This is a genomic window from Thalassospira sp. B30-1, assembly GCF_015767575.1.
In the GTDB taxonomy this organism is placed as follows: Bacteria; Pseudomonadota; Alphaproteobacteria; order Rhodospirillales; family Thalassospiraceae; genus Thalassospira; species Thalassospira xiamenensis.
In genome coordinates this window covers 2,661,062-2,677,939 of sequence record NZ_CP065232.1, presented here as the reverse complement: position 1 = coordinate 2,677,939, position 16,878 = coordinate 2,661,062, and the positions used below count along the sequence as shown (strand labels likewise).

15 protein-coding genes are annotated in these 16,878 nt (G+C 52.6%); 8 read left to right on the top strand and 7 right to left on the bottom strand.

The genetic code is table 11. From position 1 onward, the window contains the following. Positions 1–100 precede the first annotated feature (100 nt). Positions 101–1,876, bottom strand: coding sequence for an acyl-CoA dehydrogenase (locus IT971_RS12910; RefSeq protein ID WP_063095654.1), 1,776 nt, complete (start codon positions 1,874–1,876; stop codon positions 101–103). Between the two features lie 323 nt (positions 1,877–2,199). On the opposite strand from IT971_RS12910, the gene IT971_RS12905 reads away from it, so the two are divergent. Beyond that, on the top strand, positions 2,200–3,717 hold the full coding sequence (locus IT971_RS12905; RefSeq protein ID WP_063095656.1) for a S41 family peptidase: 1,518 nt from the start codon (positions 2,200–2,202) through the stop codon (positions 3,715–3,717). A 77-nt stretch (positions 3,718–3,794) separates the two neighbouring features. On the opposite strand, the gene IT971_RS12900 is transcribed toward IT971_RS12905, so the two are convergent. The 3 genes from IT971_RS12900 to IT971_RS12890 all read right to left on the bottom strand — a co-directional run bounded on the left by IT971_RS12900 (position 3,795) and on the right by IT971_RS12890 (position 6,185). Then, positions 3,795–4,664, bottom strand: a complete 870-nt coding sequence (locus IT971_RS12900; protein ID WP_063095657.1) for an NAD(P)-dependent oxidoreductase — start codon at positions 4,662–4,664, stop codon at positions 3,795–3,797. A gap of 117 nt (positions 4,665–4,781) precedes the next feature. Beyond that, on the bottom strand, positions 4,782–5,819 hold the full coding sequence (gene ppk2, locus IT971_RS12895) for a polyphosphate kinase 2 (protein ID WP_063095658.1): 1,038 nt from the start codon (positions 5,817–5,819) through the stop codon (positions 4,782–4,784). Positions 5,820–5,951: 132 nt separating this feature from the next. Continuing rightward, entirely contained in the window at positions 5,952–6,185 is a 234-nt protein-coding gene (locus IT971_RS12890; protein ID WP_007090335.1) for a DUF1127 domain-containing protein, read from the bottom strand. A 139-nt stretch (positions 6,186–6,324) separates the two neighbouring features. Here IT971_RS12890 and IT971_RS12885 point away from each other — a divergent pair, with 139 nt between their 5' ends. Then, positions 6,325–7,290: a transcriptional regulator GcvA gene (locus IT971_RS12885; protein WP_007090334.1), complete on the top strand. Its 966-nt coding sequence runs from the start codon at positions 6,325–6,327 to the stop codon at positions 7,288–7,290. Positions 7,291–7,296: 6 nt separating this feature from the next. On the opposite strand, the gene IT971_RS12880 is transcribed toward IT971_RS12885, so the two are convergent. Beyond that, on the bottom strand, positions 7,297–7,767 hold the full coding sequence (locus IT971_RS12880) for a DUF1489 family protein (protein ID WP_223305144.1): 471 nt from the start codon (positions 7,765–7,767) through the stop codon (positions 7,297–7,299). Between the two features lie 163 nt (positions 7,768–7,930). Here IT971_RS12880 and IT971_RS12875 point away from each other — a divergent pair, with 163 nt between their 5' ends. The 6 genes from IT971_RS12875 (at position 7,931) to IT971_RS12850 (ending at position 15,443) form a co-directional block, all read left to right on the top strand. Beyond that, positions 7,931–8,224: a DUF2849 domain-containing protein gene (locus IT971_RS12875; protein ID WP_037987987.1), complete on the top strand. Its 294-nt coding sequence runs from the start codon at positions 7,931–7,933 to the stop codon at positions 8,222–8,224. A gap of 14 nt (positions 8,225–8,238) precedes the next feature. Then, the gene (locus IT971_RS12870; protein ID WP_063095662.1) at positions 8,239–9,894 is read left to right on the top strand and encodes a nitrite/sulfite reductase; all 1,656 of its coding nucleotides are present in this window, start codon (positions 8,239–8,241) and stop codon (positions 9,892–9,894) included. Beyond that, complete coding sequence (locus IT971_RS12865) at positions 9,881–10,405, top strand: DUF934 domain-containing protein (protein WP_063095663.1); 525 nt, start codon at positions 9,881–9,883, stop codon at positions 10,403–10,405. The genes IT971_RS12870 and IT971_RS12865 overlap by 14 nt, the downstream gene beginning before the upstream one ends. Before the next feature lie 456 nt (positions 10,406–10,861). Then, the gene (locus IT971_RS12860) at positions 10,862–12,211 is read left to right on the top strand and encodes a hypothetical protein (protein ID WP_063095665.1); all 1,350 of its coding nucleotides are present in this window, start codon (positions 10,862–10,864) and stop codon (positions 12,209–12,211) included. A 34-nt stretch (positions 12,212–12,245) separates the two neighbouring features. Beyond that, a complete protein-coding gene (locus IT971_RS12855; protein WP_223305142.1) occupies positions 12,246–13,625 on the top strand; it encodes an MATE family efflux transporter in 1,380 nt (459 codons plus the stop codon). A 150-nt stretch (positions 13,626–13,775) separates the two neighbouring features. Continuing rightward, positions 13,776–15,443, top strand: a complete 1,668-nt coding sequence (locus tag IT971_RS12850; protein ID WP_063095667.1) for a methyl-accepting chemotaxis protein — start codon at positions 13,776–13,778, stop codon at positions 15,441–15,443. Here the strand turns inward: IT971_RS12850 and IT971_RS12845 are convergent. Together IT971_RS12845 and IT971_RS12840 are read right to left on the bottom strand one after the other, a co-directional pair. Further along, a complete protein-coding gene (locus tag IT971_RS12845) occupies positions 15,440–15,943 on the bottom strand; it encodes a GNAT family N-acetyltransferase (RefSeq protein ID WP_037987999.1) in 504 nt (167 codons plus the stop codon). The two genes, IT971_RS12850 and IT971_RS12845, sit on opposite strands and share 4 nt — an antisense overlap. 4 nt (positions 15,944–15,947) lie before the next feature. Then, positions 15,948–16,877 carry a hydroxymethylglutaryl-CoA lyase gene (locus IT971_RS12840; protein WP_063095677.1) on the bottom strand — a complete coding sequence of 310 codons (930 nt, stop codon included), beginning with the start codon at positions 16,875–16,877 and terminating at the stop codon, positions 15,948–15,950. Between the last annotated feature and the right edge of the window lies 1 nt (position 16,878).

The following is a 16,878-nucleotide window of genomic DNA, read 5'->3' as shown; positions in this document are numbered from 1 at the left end:
GGTGGAGTATGCTGCAAACGATTGCCGTTAAAGGCGAAAGCAACCTCTTCTGGAGAATCTGTTCCGGAAGAGGTTCGGGGATTTCAACGTCAACGCTGTGTCAGAATAATGGCGCGGTTTCATGCAGCAATTCGTGTCGTGTATTGGCGATCTGCTGTGCCATGAAATCGGCTTCGGGAACGATTTGCGCCAAAAAGAAGTTACAGCTTAGGCCCTTTGCTTTGGCAAAGCCCTCTTCAATGTCGCTATCGGTCAGTTTTTCCAAAGAGCGGAACATTAACCAACCTGCCGCACAAATCGAAGTCTGCCGGAGGTAGGGGGAGGCGATAGCCTGAGCGAGGCCAGATGAGTTTTTGCACCTGGAGAGGATATCTTCTGTGGTTTGTTCCAGTTGATCGATGGCATGGCCGAACATCCGCGCCGCTTTAGACAAATTGTCATCAAGATGCGGCTTGGATACAGACATACGCATTTCGGTAATCAGTGACCGCATCGCGGCTCCGTTATCACGAAGGAGCTTCCGGCCGATCAGATCCAGTGCCTGAATGCCATTTGTGCCTTCGTAAATTGGCGCAATTCTCGCGTCACGCAGATGCTGGGCTGCGCCTGTTTCCTCGATAAAGCCCATACCGCCATGAACCTGAATGCCAAGGGATGCGTTTTCCACGCCCAGATCCGTTGACCATCCCTTGACCATTGGGATCAGAAGGTTTGCGCGCGTTTGCGCCTTCGTGCGTTCATTTTCGTCTTCATGATGGTGAGCAATATCAAGTTGCGCCGCGGCATAAAGTGAAAGCGCGCGGGCGGCTTCGGCGGTTGAGCGCATTCGGATCAGCATGCGCTGGACATCGCCGTGATGAATGATGCTTTCATCCTGCCCGGTTGTCGGAGATTTTCCCTGTTTGCGATCACGTGCGTAGGATACAGCTTGCTGATAGGCGCGTTCTGAAATCGCGACGCCCTGTTGCCCGACAGCGAGACGGGCGTTGTTCATCATTGTGAACATGCAAGCCAAACCGTGGCCTTTGTGTCCGACCAGATAGCCCTTGGCGCCCCCGTTGTCTCCAAAGGAAAGAACAGCGGTCGGGCTTCCATGAATACCAAGCTTATGTTCGAGTGATACACATTTCACATCGTTGCGCTCACCTGGTGTGCCATCGGCGTTCACAACGAACTTCGGCACAATGAATAGCGATATACCTTTGATCCCGTCTGGCGCATCCGGTGTCCGGGCAAGCACAAGATGGACAATGTTGCTTGTCATCTCGTGATCGCCATAGGTGATAAAAATCTTTTGTCCGGTAATCCGGTACGAACCGTCATCTTCTGGCTCGGCCGTGCTGCGAACCTTTGAAAGGTCGGAACCGGCCTGCGGTTCGGTAAGGTTCATCGTGCCGGTCCATTCGCCACTTATCATGCGTGACAGATAAATTGCGCGTTGCTCGTCCGATCCATGTGCGGTCAGAAGTTCAATGGCGCCGGCGGTAAGCATGGGGCACAGGGCAAAGGCCATATTCGCTGAATGCCAAAGCTCTCCTACGGCGGCACCCAAAAGCAACGGCAACCCCATGCCGCCCTCGGCCTGCGGGGCGCTTATGCCCTGCCAGCCGCCTTCACAGAATTTATCATAGGCATCCTTCCAGCCGGTCGGAGTTCTAACATGGCCATCAGTTTGAAGAACCGAACCTTCCTGATCCCCAATACGGTTTAAGGGAGCCAGTACGCCAGAAGCCAGTTTACCTGCTTCTTCAAGAATGGCATCGACAAGGTCCGGACTGGTTTCTGCGAAGGCCGGGATATCCGAAACGGTTTGCAAACCGATCACATTGTGGATCAGGAACCGCAGATCATGGAGTGGTGGCGTATAGTCGCTCATGGAAAAAGACGTCTCCCTGAATTGTGAGGCGCCCGCTCGGTATCGCCCTCGTTTCGGGGCTTTGTTGCTATATAGCATAATCACAAGGCGGGAGAAGATCGAGTCTGTTTCCTTCTGAAAGTACCAAATTACTCTAAGCTATTAGTTGGATGTTCTTCTGGAAAACCAGTGAGTGTTGCGCCGCACTACTGGCGGTAATATATAATGGTTCCGATATAAATCAGGTGTGAAAACCGTTGCAGGGTCGCCATTCGGGCTTTGGCAAGCTAGACTGCCCTTCCGGTGATCGGGACACGATCTGAAGAACAAGAAAACACAGGAGTATGGCGGTGCTGCGCAAAGGAATATTACCAATTTTGCTTGCGGTGGTGATTTCATTTGCCGGAACGAGGTTGGTGGCGTGTGCCGGTCCGGTTTGGCCAAGCGATGATGAACAGCAGTTTCTGGATGCCTACCGCGACTATGTCGACGAAAGTGCGACCAGCGACCAATATGATCGCGCCGATAAACTGTTCGTCGAAGCGGTTCAGGTTCTCTCCGATACCTATGTGGAAAATATTGATCGCCCGGCGTTTGTCGAGCGTGCGATTGCCAGTTTGCCAAATCTTGAAACTGATGATCACACGCCAGACGGCATCGTTGGTGCAGTACTCGACGAAAGCCTGCACGACCTGGACCCGCATAGCGCATATATGACCGACGATATGTTCCGCCGTTTACAGGAAAGTACCGAGGGAAGTTTTGCCGGTGTTGGCATCGTGATTTCGCAGGACGAGGACAAGCTGATCCGTATCGTGTCACCGATTGACGATACACCTGCCGCACGGGCTGGCCTGCAACCCAATGACCGGATCACGCATATTGATGGTCATGAAATGAAGGGCGAGCCCATTGCCGAGGCTGTCCGTCTTATGCGCGGTCGCATCGGAGACCCGGTGACACTGTCGATACAGCGCAAGCAGGAAAACTTTGACGTCACCGTGAAACGTGCACGGATCGAGGTGCCGTCGGTTACCGCATCAATCATCGATAACGATCTGGCCTACATCCGTGTGTCGCGTTTTGATGCCAGCACATTGGATCAGACACGCGAATATCTTGAAATGCTGGAAAACAGGATCGGGGCACCGCGGGGCGTAATCGTTGATTTGCGACGCAACCCGGGTGGATTGCTTGATAGTGCCGCTGATATCGCCGATCAATTCCTGAGCAAGGGGCTGATTGTTGCGACCGAAGGGCGGGGCGAACGTAAATTACGCAGCTATGAAGCAGACAGCAGCGATTATTTTGACGGTGCGCCCATGGCTATTCTGCTTGACCGTGGATCGGCGTCGGGCGCCGAATTGATGGCGGCCGCCCTGCGTGAAAACGGGCGAGGTGTCATCATCGGCGAACAGTCGTTTGGTAAAGGTTCAATGCAACGCATCATGCCGCTGACTTCTGGCGGTGGTCTTAAAATCACGACTGGTTATTACACGACGCCGGAAAACCACATCGTGCAGGGCAATGGTGTTGTCCCGGATATCGAAGTCAAACTTCCTGATGCCGAAGAGTTCGAGCGGGAGGTTGACCTTGAGCACGCCTTGCCGCCGCGTCGCCGCGATCCGCGCAAGGTTCTTGCATCAATGGATGCAGCAAGTTGCGAACGCGATATAGAGGTTACCCGTATCGGCAAATCTGCAACAAATGATAATCCGTTGGACGCCGAAGGCGATGGCGAGGCCAAAGCCAAGGAATTGCAGCGTGATACTGTTCTTGAATGCGCCGTGGGCTATTTCAGTGACGGTAAGCTTGCTGTGTATAGGGATCAGGTGGAGCCACTTTTGCGCGCGGGGCTCTAATTGCGATAAATTGTCAAAAAACGCGGCCCTGCAAAAGGCCGCGTTTTTTGTGTGTTTTGAAAGGTCTGCGGTGCTGCTTATCCACGCGCCAGAAGATCAATCAGGCTGGATGTATCCCAACGGTTTCCTCCACGCTCCTGAACCTGCGCATAGAATTGATCAACAAGCGCGGTTACCGGCAGGCGCGCGCCATTGCGCTTCGATTCTTCAAGGCAGATGCCAAGATCTTTACGCATCCAGTCAACGGCAAAGCCAAAGTCAAACTTGTCTTCGACCATTGTCTTGCCTCGGTTTTCCATCTGCCAGCTGCCAGCGGCACCTTTCGAAATCACATCAAGAACCTTTTCCATATCAAGGCCAGCCTTGCGACCGAAATTCACACCTTCGGAAAGACCCTGAACAAGGCCTGCGATGCAAATCTGATTCACCATCTTGGTCAGTTGGCCCGATCCGCTTTCACCCATCAGTTTGCAGGAGCGCGCAAACGCGTCAATAACCGGTGCCGCGCGGTCAAATGCCGCCTGATCACCGCCGCACATGACGGTAAGAATGCCGTTTTCAGCACCCGCCTGTCCGCCCGATACGGGGGCATCGATAAAGGAAACACCGGCATCTTTGGCGGCGGCATATAGTTCGCGGGCGACATCGGCTGATGCTGTTGTGTTGTCAATCATCACAGCATTTTTTGCCGCCCCGGCAAGAGCTCCGGTATCGCCGAGGACGACGCTTCGCAGATCGTCGTCATTGCCAACGCAAATAAAAACAAATTCTGCCCCGTTGGCGGCTTCGGCCGGGGTAGGGGCGGATTTTCCGCCATATTCGCCCGCCCATTTATCTGCCTTTGCGGCGGTACGGTTGAAAACAGTAACGTCGTGCCCTGCCTTTTGCAGGTGGCCGGCCATGGGATAGCCCATGACGCCCAGCCCGATAAATGCACATTTTGCCATTTCGTGCCTCCCGTGTAATTGGTGTTACCAGTAAAGGAGGCAGCCTTCCGAATGTCAATGCAAGGGAATGTCACGGAGACAATGTTTCCACGATCCGGAATACATATCGGTCATATCTCAGTCGTCGAGTGCCAGTTCCTCGCTTACGGTGTGGATGATCCGGCGATCATAGGTCAGAAGTTCTGATCGTTTCCCCGGATATTCGAACTGGGACAGGTAATACCGGATGGCATTGACGCGCGCACGTTTCTTGTCATCGGATTTGACAATGATCCAAGGACTGTCGGTGGTCGAGGTATGGAAAAACATCTCGGTCTTTGCTTCGGTGTAGGCATCCCAAAGATTTTGCGATGCCAGATCAACGGGGCTTAGTTTCCATTGTTTAAGCGGGTCTTGTTTGCGCTGATCAAACCGGCGCGCCTGTTCTTTTTTACTGACCGAAAAATAGAACTTGGTCATGTGAATGTCGGAACGGATCAGCATGCGCTCGAGCGCCGGGACCGATTGCAGGAATTCGCTGACTTCGAACATGTTGCAGAATCCCATGACACGTTCAACCATCGCCCGGTTATACCAGGACCGGTCAAACAGGACGATTTCGCCGCCAGATGGCAGATGTTCAACGTAGCGCTGGAAATACCATTGAGTCAGTTCCCGGTCATTCGGTTTCCCGAGCGCAACCACACGTGCGCCACGCGGGTTCAGATGTTCTGTGAAGCGTTTTATCGTGCCACCTTTTCCAGCGGCATCACGGCCTTCGAAAATCACCAGTGATTTGATGTTCTCAGCCTTAACCCAGTTTTGCAGCTTGAGAAGTTCGATATGCAATGGCGCAATGAGTTCAAGATACTGTTTGCCATGCATCTTTTTCACGCGTGCTTTGGGATCGGCGTCGATGTCAGGCGGGACATACTCTCCGGGGGTATCTGATTGCGGGGAAATGCTTTTCTTTGACGGGCGATCATCAAGGCGATCCATCGTCATGCTTTCAGCATCAAGTAAAAAACGATCGCGGGCTTCGCTATCAAGGCTGGAAAGATCGGGATGCTGTTTCGAAGCCCTGCGGCTGCGCGCCGTATTTTTCACCGCCTTGCGGATCGAATTGTCACCGCTTTCCGTCTTTTTCGTCGGGTTGTCTTTCTGTTTCGCCGCCATACTGGAGATGCCCTGCAACTTTAATGGGAAATTACAGTGGCATAAATGCGCCATGATCGAAAGGGGGCGCAAGGAGGTAGATCAAATCCGGTTCACGGATAGGATTTCGATCATGGCGCAGGTGGGGCGATGTCAAAGCGGATAGGATTTCCGGTATTCGGCCTCGGCATCACTTCGCGACAGACCGATATCAGAAAGCTGGGCGTCACTTAGCCGCATGAGAGCACGGCGCTGTGCGCGTTTGGCAAGCGTATCCGCGATTGTGCTGAATACTGTGTTGATAACGTTTTGCAGCGATGTGGTTGGCGGGTTTGTGGCTCTGGTGTTGGTATGGCCAGAAGGCGTCTGGCAATATGCATGTGCCATAATCGTTCTCCTGAATTGAGTTCTTCTAATGGAGGTTACGTTTGTTGAAGCCATACTCCTCTTAAATCAGGTAGGTGACAAACGAGTATTTCTCGGGTTATGTATTAGATTATCTAATGATTGTGGATTTGAGGTGAACATGCGCTTACCCCCATTGCAGTCTTTGCGTGCCTTCGATGCCGCTGCGCGACATTTGAACTTTACCCGCGCTGCCGAGGAACTTTTTGTTACCCAAGGGGCGATCAGTCAGCAGATCCGTCAGCTCGAAGAATATCTTGGATTTCGTTTGTTTTTCCGTTTGCCAAGGCGGTTGCAACTGACCGAGGAGGGGGATCGTCTGGCGCGGGCAACGTTTGAAGGCTTTTCACGCATCGCAGGCGAAATCGACAGCCTTCGCGCTGTGGAAGAAGCCGGTGTTGTTACCGTCAGCGTATTGCAATCTTTCGCTGTCAAATGGCTGGTGCCGCGGCTTGGGCATTTTCGTGAAGCACATCCTGATATTGATGTTCGCATCCACGCTGATGATCGATTGGTTGATTTCCGCAATGAAGGTATTGATCTTGCTGTTCGTTTCGGCCGAGGCCGGTATCCCAATCTTTATACCGAACTGCTGATGCGTGATGAAGTTTTCCCGGTTTGCAGCCCGGATTATCTGGCATCAAGTCCGCCGCTGAACCGGCCTGCGGATATTGCCGGTCATCAGCTTCTGCATGACGCCACATCGCATATTGAGCAACCGCGCGCTGCGGATTGGCAATTCTGGCTGGAAGGTGTCGGGGTTAAGGGAATTGATTTGCGACGCGGGCTTCGTTTCAATTCCGGCGACATGGTCATTCAGGCAGCACTGATGGGGCACGGGGTTGGCATGGCGCGAACCAGTCTTGCCGCGCAGGACCTGAAAGCCGGTTTGCTTGTTCGCCCATTTCCGCAAACTGTTGCGTCAAGTTACGCCTATTATCTGACCTGTCCCGAGGAAAACCTGAACCGGCCGCGTGTACAATCCTTTATTCGCTGGCTGAAGGACGAAGTTGCCGCAACCCTCAAGGATATCGAGGAAAACCAGCCGGCCTTGACTGTCATCACCCCCGATCCGGGAAAATCGTAATCCGGCTCAGAGAAGGCCGAGCTCGCGCAATTCATCTGCCATGTCTTCGGGAAGTGCTTCTGCGCCATCGGCCTGCTTTTCATCCGGCGGACATTTGTCTTCTGAAAGGTAACGCCACCCCTGAAAGGCGCGATGCGGCCATGTGCGAGTTTCGAAAAGTTCCGGGTCCAGGACGATGCGGCAATGCTTGATGCCTTCATCGTCAATGAATTCTTCCAGATCGACAATGCGCTGACGTGCGCGAATTGCCCCCTTGATCACCCAATAGATCGATCCGCCGGCCAGTATTTCCGCTTTGCGTTTCGGAGTCATTCGGGTGGTATGATAAATTCGTCCATGAAGGTTCCCGAAATAGGCCTGCCATTGGCGCAGGGTTTCGGGGCTTTCCGTACCAACACTTAGTTTGATCAGATGGAGGGGCATGGCTTGGTCATGTTCTTTCAGGCGAGACAGGATGTTATCTGACCTAGAAGTCATGGGGAATTTGGTCAAGTGCTGAGTATTAATAACACTAATAATTTGTATTTTTATGTATTTCACAAAAAAACTTGACCAATAGTCGGTAATCATCCAAATTCTGGTGCAGAAAATGTCCGTAGACAGGGCATCACCAGAGAGATTTACAGGCTGAGAGAACCGAATGTCCCTGCAAGTTGTCACGGCAAACCGTCTTGGTGACGGGTTGGTGGTTTTCCTGACCGCGGAAGGCGGTTGGAGTGAAGACATCAATCAGTCTCGCGTTGCCGACGGAAAAGAGGCGGGTGACGCCTTGCTGGCAGAGGCCAGTGCACCTGAGCTCGATACTGTCATTGTCGGACCTTATCTGATTGAGGTGGAACAACAGGACGGTGGACTGGTTCCGACAAAATACCGTGAAGTTCTGCGCACCAAGGGTCCCAGTGTGCGGCAGGATCTCGGCTATCAGGCCGGGTAAGGAGAGGATACGTCATGTATCGCTATGATGATTTTGACCGCCAGCTGGTGCTGGAACGTACCGAGCAGTTCCGTGAACAGGTAAAACGTCGTCTTTCGGGCGATATTACCGAAGACCAGTTTCGCCCACTGCGCCTGATGAACGGTGTTTACCTTCAACTGCATGCCTACATGCTGCGCGTTGCTGTTCCCTATGGAACGTTGCGCGCGGAGCAATTGCGCCAGCTTGGCTATATCGCGCGTCGTTATGACAAGGGATACGGACATTTCACGACCCGGCAGAATATCCAGTATAACTGGCCGAAGCTTGATGAAATTCCCGATGCATTGCTTGATCTTGCCAAGGTCGAAATGCATGCGATTCAAACATCGGGCAACTGCATCCGCAACACGACAACCGACCAGTACGCAGGGGCAGCCGCCGACGAGATCGAAGATCCGCGGCCCTATTGCGAACTGATCCGCCAGTGGTCAACGTTCCATCCGGAATTCACCTATCTGCCGCGCAAATTCAAAATCGCGGTGACCGGGTCGCCAAATGACCGTGCCGCAGTAAAGGTCCATGATATCGGACTTCGCATGCATCAGAATGATGCGGGCGAGGTCGGGTTCGAGGTCATCGTGGGCGGTGGTCTTGGTCGCACGCCATTCGTTGGTAAAACCGTGCGTGACTTTATCGGCAAGAACGATCTGTTTTCGTATCTTGAGGCGATCCTGCGGGTTTATAACCGCTTTGGCCGTCGTGACAATAAGTACAAGGCACGCATCAAAATCCTCGTCCATGAAATCGGGGTCGAGGAAATGCAGCGCCTGGTCGAGGAAGAATGGGCGCAGATCAAGGACGGATCACTGCGAGTCGATGATGCCGAAATTGCGCATTATATCGAACAGTTTGCACCGCCGGCATTTGAAACCCTTTCTGACGATGATGCCGAGTTTGAACGTCGTAAGGCCGAAAACCGGGAATTCTTCAACTGGGTGCGTTCGAACGTCATTGCGCACAAGCAACCGGGTTATGCGATTGCCAACGTATCGCTGAAGCCGATTGGTGGTATTCCGGGCGATGCAACCGATACCCAGATGGAACTGGTTGCCGATCTGTCCGAACAATACAGCTTTGGTGATGTCCGTGTAACCCACGAACAGAATCTGGTTTTGCCGCACGTGAAAAAAGCCGATTTGTTCTCGCTTTGGGCGGAGCTGAAAAATGCCAATCTGGCGACGGCAAACCTTGGCTATGTTACCGACATCATTTCCTGCCCGGGGCTGGATTATTGTGCGCTGGCAACGGCGCGTTCGATCCCCCTGTCACAGCGCATTTCGGAACGTTTTTCCGATCTGGACCGCCAGCATGATATTGGCGAACTCAAGATCAAGATTTCCGGTTGCATCAATGCCTGCGGACATCACCATGTTGGTCATATCGGGATTCTGGGCCTCGATAAACGTGGCAAGGAATTCTATCAGATCACCCTTGGCGGCGACGCCAGTGAGAATGCCGAAATCGGTAAAATCGCCGGTGCCGGTTTCTCCGAGGCCGAAGTCGTCGATGCCATTGAAAGTCTGGTGACCAAATATCTTGGCATTCGCGAAACCGGCGAACGTTTTATCGATACCTATCGCCGTGTCGGCATGGACCCGTTCAAGGAGGTGCTTTATGGCGATCGTTAAGAATGACAGTGTGATTGATCAGGAATGGATCACGATTGACGCCGAAGCCGACCTTCCGCCGGGGGAGGAAAACATTATCGTGCCTCTTGCGCGTTTCAAGGAAGAACGCGAAACGCTGATCGGCCGCAATGGTGGTCTTGGCGTGCAGCTTAACCCCGGCGATGCGCCGGAAGATCTGGCAAACGATCTGGATCGTCTTTCGATCATCGCCGTCAATTTCCCGGCCTATACCGACGGGCGTGGATATTCCTATGCACGTGTTCTGCGCGAACGTCTTGGTTTCAAGGGTGAACTTCGTGCAATCGGTGACGTGTTGCGCGACCAGATTCTTTACATGCATCGCTGCGGATTTGACGCATATGAGTTGAAAAATGACGACGATGTATCGCTGACAAAAGTGCGCGCCGCATTAAAGGAAATGACGGTTTATTATCAACCGACAGGGGATGGGCGGGTTACGGCTGGATCGCTTCGTGAACGGCGTCGGACGGCTCTTAAATCGGCGTCCTGATTTCATCTGATTTGATCAAGCCAAGCTTTAAATAGCATTTCCGTTAAGGCGCCCGTTGCGGGCGTCTTTTCTTTTGCCCTTATAATGCCGGTATTTTCTGTCATTGATCGCGGTACCCCAGTCGTCATTTCTGGGCAGGGAATTGATATTGGCGGCTCAATGATTATTCCTTTGTATATGAAAATCCGTCCAGAGTTCACCTTTAGAGTGGTGTTTTGATCGGTTTCAAGCTATACACTTATTAGCTGTTTAAGTGCCTTTGCGTGGCAACCATTGTAAAATGCTTGGTTGTCCTTCAGGCTAAAAAGGAGAGCCCGAAAACATCAGTCCCAACAACAGGATGCAATCCTGCCAAGCGGATTGGGGAATTCACGCGTCTCCTGACAGTTGGCATCGGTAACGGCCGATGCAAGGAAGCAGGTTCGCATTTCTGGGTTCAACAGGAAAAGGCAACCAATGTCGATTGAGCAAAGCCTGGCAGGGATTGGTGATAGCTGCGTGATTACGCGGGATTTTACGCGTTACGATCACGGCTATCAGGACAAGGCGCTCAAATATATCGATTATCTGGGGGCGCTATCGCTGGCGTTGCGTAAATTTTCCGAATATAGCCGGACAATGCTGGCGTCCCAGCAATTGTATATCTACGCCAAATGGCTGGCGCGATACACGGCATACTGGCCGGAACTTGACCAACTTGTCGACAGACTGGAAAACAGCTTTGACGATGTTGACCAAAGCTATGTCGCAACTCAGTCTTCGGTTGATGGTTCGTGGGGTTGGAAATATAACGAATTCCACCACAAATTTGATGCAACCATCGTGCGTTTGCATGAATTGTCCAATGAAGGCCGCGCGCCGCGTTATCCGCTGCATTTCCTCGAACCGATTGCAACGGCTCCGGCAATGCGAAACTATCTGGAAAAGCTTCTTGTTTCCGATATTGCCACCACCGGGCGCAATCAGCGCGATGAATTCGGCAGTGTGATCTGCTGTCTGGCGCAGCTTTGTTTCAAGCCGTCCTTGCGACGCTATGCGCAGAAACATGTGCGCGGCATCGATCTTGATCAAAGCTATGTTGATGCCTTCCGCGAATTCCTTGATGAAATCCAGAACCCCGAAACCGGTTACTGGGGCCCTTGGTACATTTCGGATGGCAAAACCCATCGTTACGATGATCTCAGCTATACTTTTCATATCGTGTCATATCGCAAGGGGCGCGTCGGGCATTGGTCCGATATCATCCGCACCACTCTTGAAAGCCGCCAGATGGAATATCCGCAAGGATGGCTCAGCCGCGGTGAATTTAATAATCACAACAACTATGATGTCGCGAAAATCTTTCGCTATGGGTGGCCGCATATGCAGTCGGCAGAACGGGCCTTGGCGCGCGAACAGATTGCCGCCATGCTTGATTGGTGTGTTGGGCATTCCCTTAAGCGCGATGGCAGCTTCGTCCCTGACAGTCGTTTCTATAACTCGCTTGAGTCCTGTTATTATTTTGGTGTCTCGTTTCTGGACGAAGTTGGATATTTTCAGCCTTCTAAACGTTTCTGGACCCAGCAGAAATTTCCTTATGCGCCGGTTTTGCAGTCTCGCATCGGGCGCAAGCTGGACGAGTTCGATGCCGAAAATCCCAGCGTGATTGCCGCCAAATGGAAAATCGGCCCGGATGCCGCCAGAATATCGGCATCGTCAGTGAACCGCGAAGGACTTTCACGCATGCCGCTGCTTTCCGGGGATGATTGTGCAACCACCGAAGAACGCGAATTTGAATTTATCCTGCGGCCAAATAATGATGGCTGAACGCGCTTCTCAGCTCTGCATAGTGTGAAATTCGATGGCTATGCAGTCGCAATATTTTGTCTCTGGTTCAATCCTGCGTCACATCTTTTCAATGGCGCATACCAGCATGCTTGCGCTGGTGGCGATGGTTCTGGTTGATGCGCTTGATCTGTTTTTCCTGAGCCTTCTGAGGGATGTGGAAATCATTGCCGGTCTTGGCTTTGCATGGCCGATTATCTTTTTCACACTTGCCGTGTCGCTTGGCATATCGACCGCAATGACAGCACTTGTTTCCCGTGCTGAGGGGCTAGGTGATCGGGACAGGGCAAAAGTCTATGCCACACATGTTCTGGTATTCGGTTTTGTGCTATCGGGCGTGATGACGGTCGTCTTGTGGCTGTCGGCACCTTGGATGCTTGATATGTTCGGGGCGACCGGCAAGGCCCGTGATATCGGCATCACTTATGTGCAGATCGTGATCCTGTGCTTGCCGGTTCTGGTGCTTAGCATGTCATCGGGCGCGTTGTTGCGTGCCATCGGGGCAAAGCAGCGTGCCATGTGGTCGAAAATGGCCGGGGCGGCGGTCAATGCAGTCCTCGATCCGATTTTCATCTTTGGTTTTGATTGGGGTGTCGAAGGGGCGGCATGGGCAACCGTCGTGTCACGGATCGTAATCATGGCAGTTGCCTTTTACGGTGTTCGAAACGTTCATCACATGCTTGGCCAGTTTGATGCAAATCTTTTCCGCAAGGACATCCGTGATATTGCCCGTGTAACCGTACCAGTCGGATTGGCAAAGGTTGGCCCGCCAATTGCCAGCGCCTTTATCATGTCCAGCATGGCAAAGTATGGGCCCGATGCGGTGGCCGCCATGGCGATCATTGAACGTATCGCGCCATTCGTCTTTGTTGGCTACATGGCGTTACCCCAGGCAATCGGCCCGATCATCGGCCAGAATTTTGCTGCGGCAAAGGCCGAACGGGTGCGCAGCATCTGGCATAATGTCTGGGGATTGGTGGCGGTTTACGGGGTTACTGTCTGCGCTGCCCTGTTCCTGTTTCAAAGCCAGATTGCGATGCTTTTCAGCGCGACCGATCAAACAACGGCGTATCTATCGATTTTTTGCAGTTTTACAGCACCCTTTTATATGTTCCTCGGTCTGCAATTTTCATCACATACCTTTTTTAACGTTACCGGGCGTCCCAATCTCGCGATGGTCTTCGATCTTGCGAAGGAACTGCTGGGGGTGATCCCGCTGGTATGGCTTGGCAGTTATTATTTGGGCGCAACCGGTGTTTTGTTCGGGCAGGCCGCCGGAATTGTTCTTTTTGGAACCATTACCGGAATTGTCAGTTACCGTCTGGCCCGCCGGATGGGGGCATCTGATAGGGAGGGTGGCTTGCAGACAGCTTATGGTAGTTCTAAGATTTTATAACCAAAGAATATTCCGCTGACGGCGCTCAATGCCCTGAAAATGGCCCGCTAAAGTGCGGTTTTCTTTTGCTGTCTGAACACAGCTGTTCTGGTTGAATTTATTCCCTGCCAAACAACATAAAGGAGTGCGTTTGCATCTTTGGAGGGAAACATGTCAATTTTAAAAAGACTTAAAATAGCGCCTAAAATCTTTGGTGGCTTCGGGCTCGTTCTTTTGCTTCTGGTGTCGATATCCATACTGGGGTTCGTCACGTTAACCGGGATAGGTAGCGATTTTGATAGATACCGATCTATTGCAATACAGTCTAACGAGGCAGGCCGGGTACAGGCCAACATGCTCGAAGCCAGGGTTGGCGTTAGGGACTATCTGCTGACCGGGCGGCAGACAGCCATCAGCACTGTGCTTACGCGTCTGCAAACAGCATCTGAATTGAATGAAAAACTCGGCACGCTGGTTGATCAGGGTGCGCGAAAAGCCCTGATCGAGGAAACGAACGATGATTTGGCTGACTATCTTCAAGTCTTTCAATCAGTTGTCAAAATTCCGGCTGGTGATCCTCAAAGAGACCAGCTTGTTATTGAAGGTCTGGACCGTATCGGTCCAGAGGTTGCATCCAATCTTGAAAACCTGAAACTTGAAATCAGGCAAGAGCAGGATAAGCTCGGGCCGATGGTTACCGAGGATATCCAGAATACCATCATGCTTGTGACGTCAATTTCAGTTGCTGCGGTGGTTTGCGGTATTGGTGCTGCTTGGCTGATTGGGACGGGAATATCCAATCCTATCCGGAATATTACGGAAGCCATGACGGTTCTTGCCGCCGGCGATAAACAAACACCAATCCCCGGGCAGGATCATAAGGATGAAATCGGCGATATGGCCAAAGCCGTGCTGGTTTTCAAAGAAAACATGATCCGGGCTGAACAGCTTGCCGCACAGGAGGCCGAGGCACAAAAGCGAAGAGAAGCCCGCGTGAAAGTCATCGAGAAGCTTACCAATGATTTCGATGCCGACATGTCTCTGGTGCTGAAAAGCGTATCATCTGCGGCAACAGAAATGCAGGCAACAGCTTCATCGATGACAGCAACGGCAGAAGAAACCAATCGTCAGTCAACTGTGGTTGCAGCGGCGGCTGAACAGGCATCCAACAATGTTCAAACCGTTGCGAGTGCATCCGAGGAATTGAGTGCTTCGATTTCGGAGATCAGTCATCAGGTCAATCAATCATCGCAAGTCGCAAACAAGGCTGTTTCCGAGGCGGAAAATACCAACGCTCAGGTCCGCGGGCTTGCGGAAGCTGCCCAGAAGATTGGTGATGTGGTCGGGTTGATTAGCGATATTGCTGCGCAGACCAACCTTTTGGCATTGAATGCAACGATTGAAGCTGCGCGGGCAGGTGAGGCAGGGAAAGGTTTTGCTGTTGTTGCTGCCGAGGTCAAAAATCTCGCAAACGCGACATCAAAAGCAACCGAAGAGATTACTGCCCAGATCACAGGAATTCAGGCGGAAACAGAAGGTGCGGTGGTTGCGATTGACTCTATTGGCGGTACGATTGCTGAGATCAGCGAAATTGCAGCAACGATTGCAAGTGCTGTGGAACAGCAGGGGGCTGCCACCGAAGAAATCACCCGAAATGTTCAGCAGGCGTCAGCCGGAACAAGCGAGGTAACCGAAAACATTCATGGTGTTAACGAGGCGGCGACATCAACCGGTGCCGCTGCCGAGCAAGTGTTGAATGCATCGGGTGAGCTGTCTGAGCAGGCAGAAACCTTGCGTCTGAAAGTTGAATCTTTCCTGACAGCGGTCAAGGCAGCTTAATCTTCGTTTTGTTTAAACTGCATCAACACACACGGACCATCGCCGGTTTCATATTCGGTATTACCGATGAAACCGGCGGCCTCGTAACTTTTTCGCGCCCGCACATTTTCCGGATCCGGGTCAATCGCGACCATTGGTGCGCCGCGTTCGATCAGCATTTGCGCCAATAATCGCAAAAACATTTTGCCGTGGCCGCATCCCATCATGTCGGGCACGCCAATAAAGGCATCAATGCATCGTGTGCCCTTGGGAAGGTGAGCAAAATGGGGCTGCGGCCACTGATGCGCGTCATAATGCTGGGCAAAGGCAAATGGTCGATTGCGATAGGATACAATCAGCGTTGCCATTTCCGGCAGCTCGATATCTTCGGTGATCAGTTCGATCTGCTCGTCCGGTGCACCCCACCATCGCGCCACTTCGGGTACCCGCAACCAGCGTCGTATCATGGGCAAATCGCTGGGGACGGCCCGCCGGAAACGATATGTCTCGGCGGCGGCCATGCGATCAGATCCCGACAGTGTCGCGTTTGGCGGCAAGCGCCAGATTGGCCTTTGATCCGGACTGGCGGCCGATTTTTCCGGTAATCCAGCTACCTGTTTCTGCAAGCTTTTCAAGGTCGACACCGGTTTCGATGCCAAGACCGTTCAGCATATAGACGACGTCTTCGGTCGCAACATTGCCACTGGCCCCTTTGGCATAGGGGCATCCGCCAAGACCGGCGACGGAGCTATCAATCGTGGCAACCCCCATCTGCAATACGGCCAGAAGATTTGCCAATGCCTGGCCATATGTATCATGGAAGTGGGCGGCAAGTTTTTCGATGGCAACCTGATTTGCAACGGCTTCGATCATGGCCTGTGCTTTGCCGGGTGTGCCAGTGCCGATGGTATCGCCCAGACTGATTTCATAAGCCCCCATATCAAACAGGGCTTTGGCGACGTCTGTAACCTTCTGTGGGGCAATTTCACCCTCGTAAGGGCATCCAAGAACACAGGAAACATACCCGCGCACGGCGATGTTGGCATCACGCGCTGCGGCGACCACCGGACGGAACCGATCAAGGCTCTCAGCGATGGAACAATTGATATTCTTCTGCGAAAAGCTCTCCGATGCCGCACCAAAAACTGCAACTTCGGTTGCACCTGCTGCGATGGCGGCTTCAAGCCCTTTGAGGTTGGGGGCCAGAACCGGATAGGTGACGCCCGGTTTACGCAAAATACGGGCCATGACGTCGGATGCATCGGCCATTTGCGGGACCCATTTCGAGCTGACAAAGGCGGTGGCTTCGATCACCGAAAGGCCTGCATTGCAAAGGCGGTGTATCAGTTCGACCTTGATGTCGGTCGCAACCATCGCCTTTTCGTTCTGCAACCCGTCACGCGGACCGACTTCGACGATTTTGACACGCGCGGGCAAAACCGAAAGGCGGGGCATT

Excerpts from the sequence above, each read along its gene's own strand:
- IT971_RS12910 (WP_063095654.1), bottom strand. The coding sequence starts at position 1,876 with ATGAGCGACTATACGCCACCACTCCATGATCTGCGGTTCCTGATCCAC.
- IT971_RS12905 (WP_063095656.1), top strand. The coding sequence starts at position 2,200 with ATGGCGGTGCTGCGCAAAGGAATATTACCAATTTTGCTTGCGGTGGTG.
- IT971_RS12900 (WP_063095657.1), bottom strand. The coding sequence starts at position 4,664 with ATGGCAAAATGTGCATTTATCGGGCTGGGCGTCATGGGCTATCCCATG.
- ppk2 (WP_063095658.1), bottom strand. The coding sequence starts at position 5,819 with ATGGCGGCGAAACAGAAAGACAACCCGACGAAAAAGACGGAAAGCGGT.
- IT971_RS12890 (WP_007090335.1), bottom strand. The coding sequence starts at position 6,185 with ATGGCACATGCATATTGCCAGACGCCTTCTGGCCATACCAACACCAGA.
- IT971_RS12885 (WP_007090334.1), top strand. The coding sequence starts at position 6,325 with ATGCGCTTACCCCCATTGCAGTCTTTGCGTGCCTTCGATGCCGCTGCG.
- IT971_RS12880 (WP_223305144.1), bottom strand. The coding sequence starts at position 7,767 with ATGACTTCTAGGTCAGATAACATCCTGTCTCGCCTGAAAGAACATGAC.
- IT971_RS12875 (WP_037987987.1), top strand. The coding sequence starts at position 7,931 with ATGTCCCTGCAAGTTGTCACGGCAAACCGTCTTGGTGACGGGTTGGTG.
- IT971_RS12870 (WP_063095662.1), top strand. The coding sequence starts at position 8,239 with ATGTATCGCTATGATGATTTTGACCGCCAGCTGGTGCTGGAACGTACC.
- IT971_RS12865 (WP_063095663.1), top strand. The coding sequence starts at position 9,881 with ATGGCGATCGTTAAGAATGACAGTGTGATTGATCAGGAATGGATCACG.
- IT971_RS12860 (WP_063095665.1), top strand. The coding sequence starts at position 10,862 with ATGTCGATTGAGCAAAGCCTGGCAGGGATTGGTGATAGCTGCGTGATT.
- IT971_RS12855 (WP_223305142.1), top strand. The coding sequence starts at position 12,246 with ATGGCTATGCAGTCGCAATATTTTGTCTCTGGTTCAATCCTGCGTCAC.
- IT971_RS12850 (WP_063095667.1), top strand. The coding sequence starts at position 13,776 with ATGTCAATTTTAAAAAGACTTAAAATAGCGCCTAAAATCTTTGGTGGC.
- IT971_RS12845 (WP_037987999.1), bottom strand. The coding sequence starts at position 15,943 with ATGGCCGCCGCCGAGACATATCGTTTCCGGCGGGCCGTCCCCAGCGAT.
- IT971_RS12840 (WP_063095677.1), bottom strand. The coding sequence starts at position 16,877 with ATGCCCCGCCTTTCGGTTTTGCCCGCGCGTGTCAAAATCGTCGAAGTC.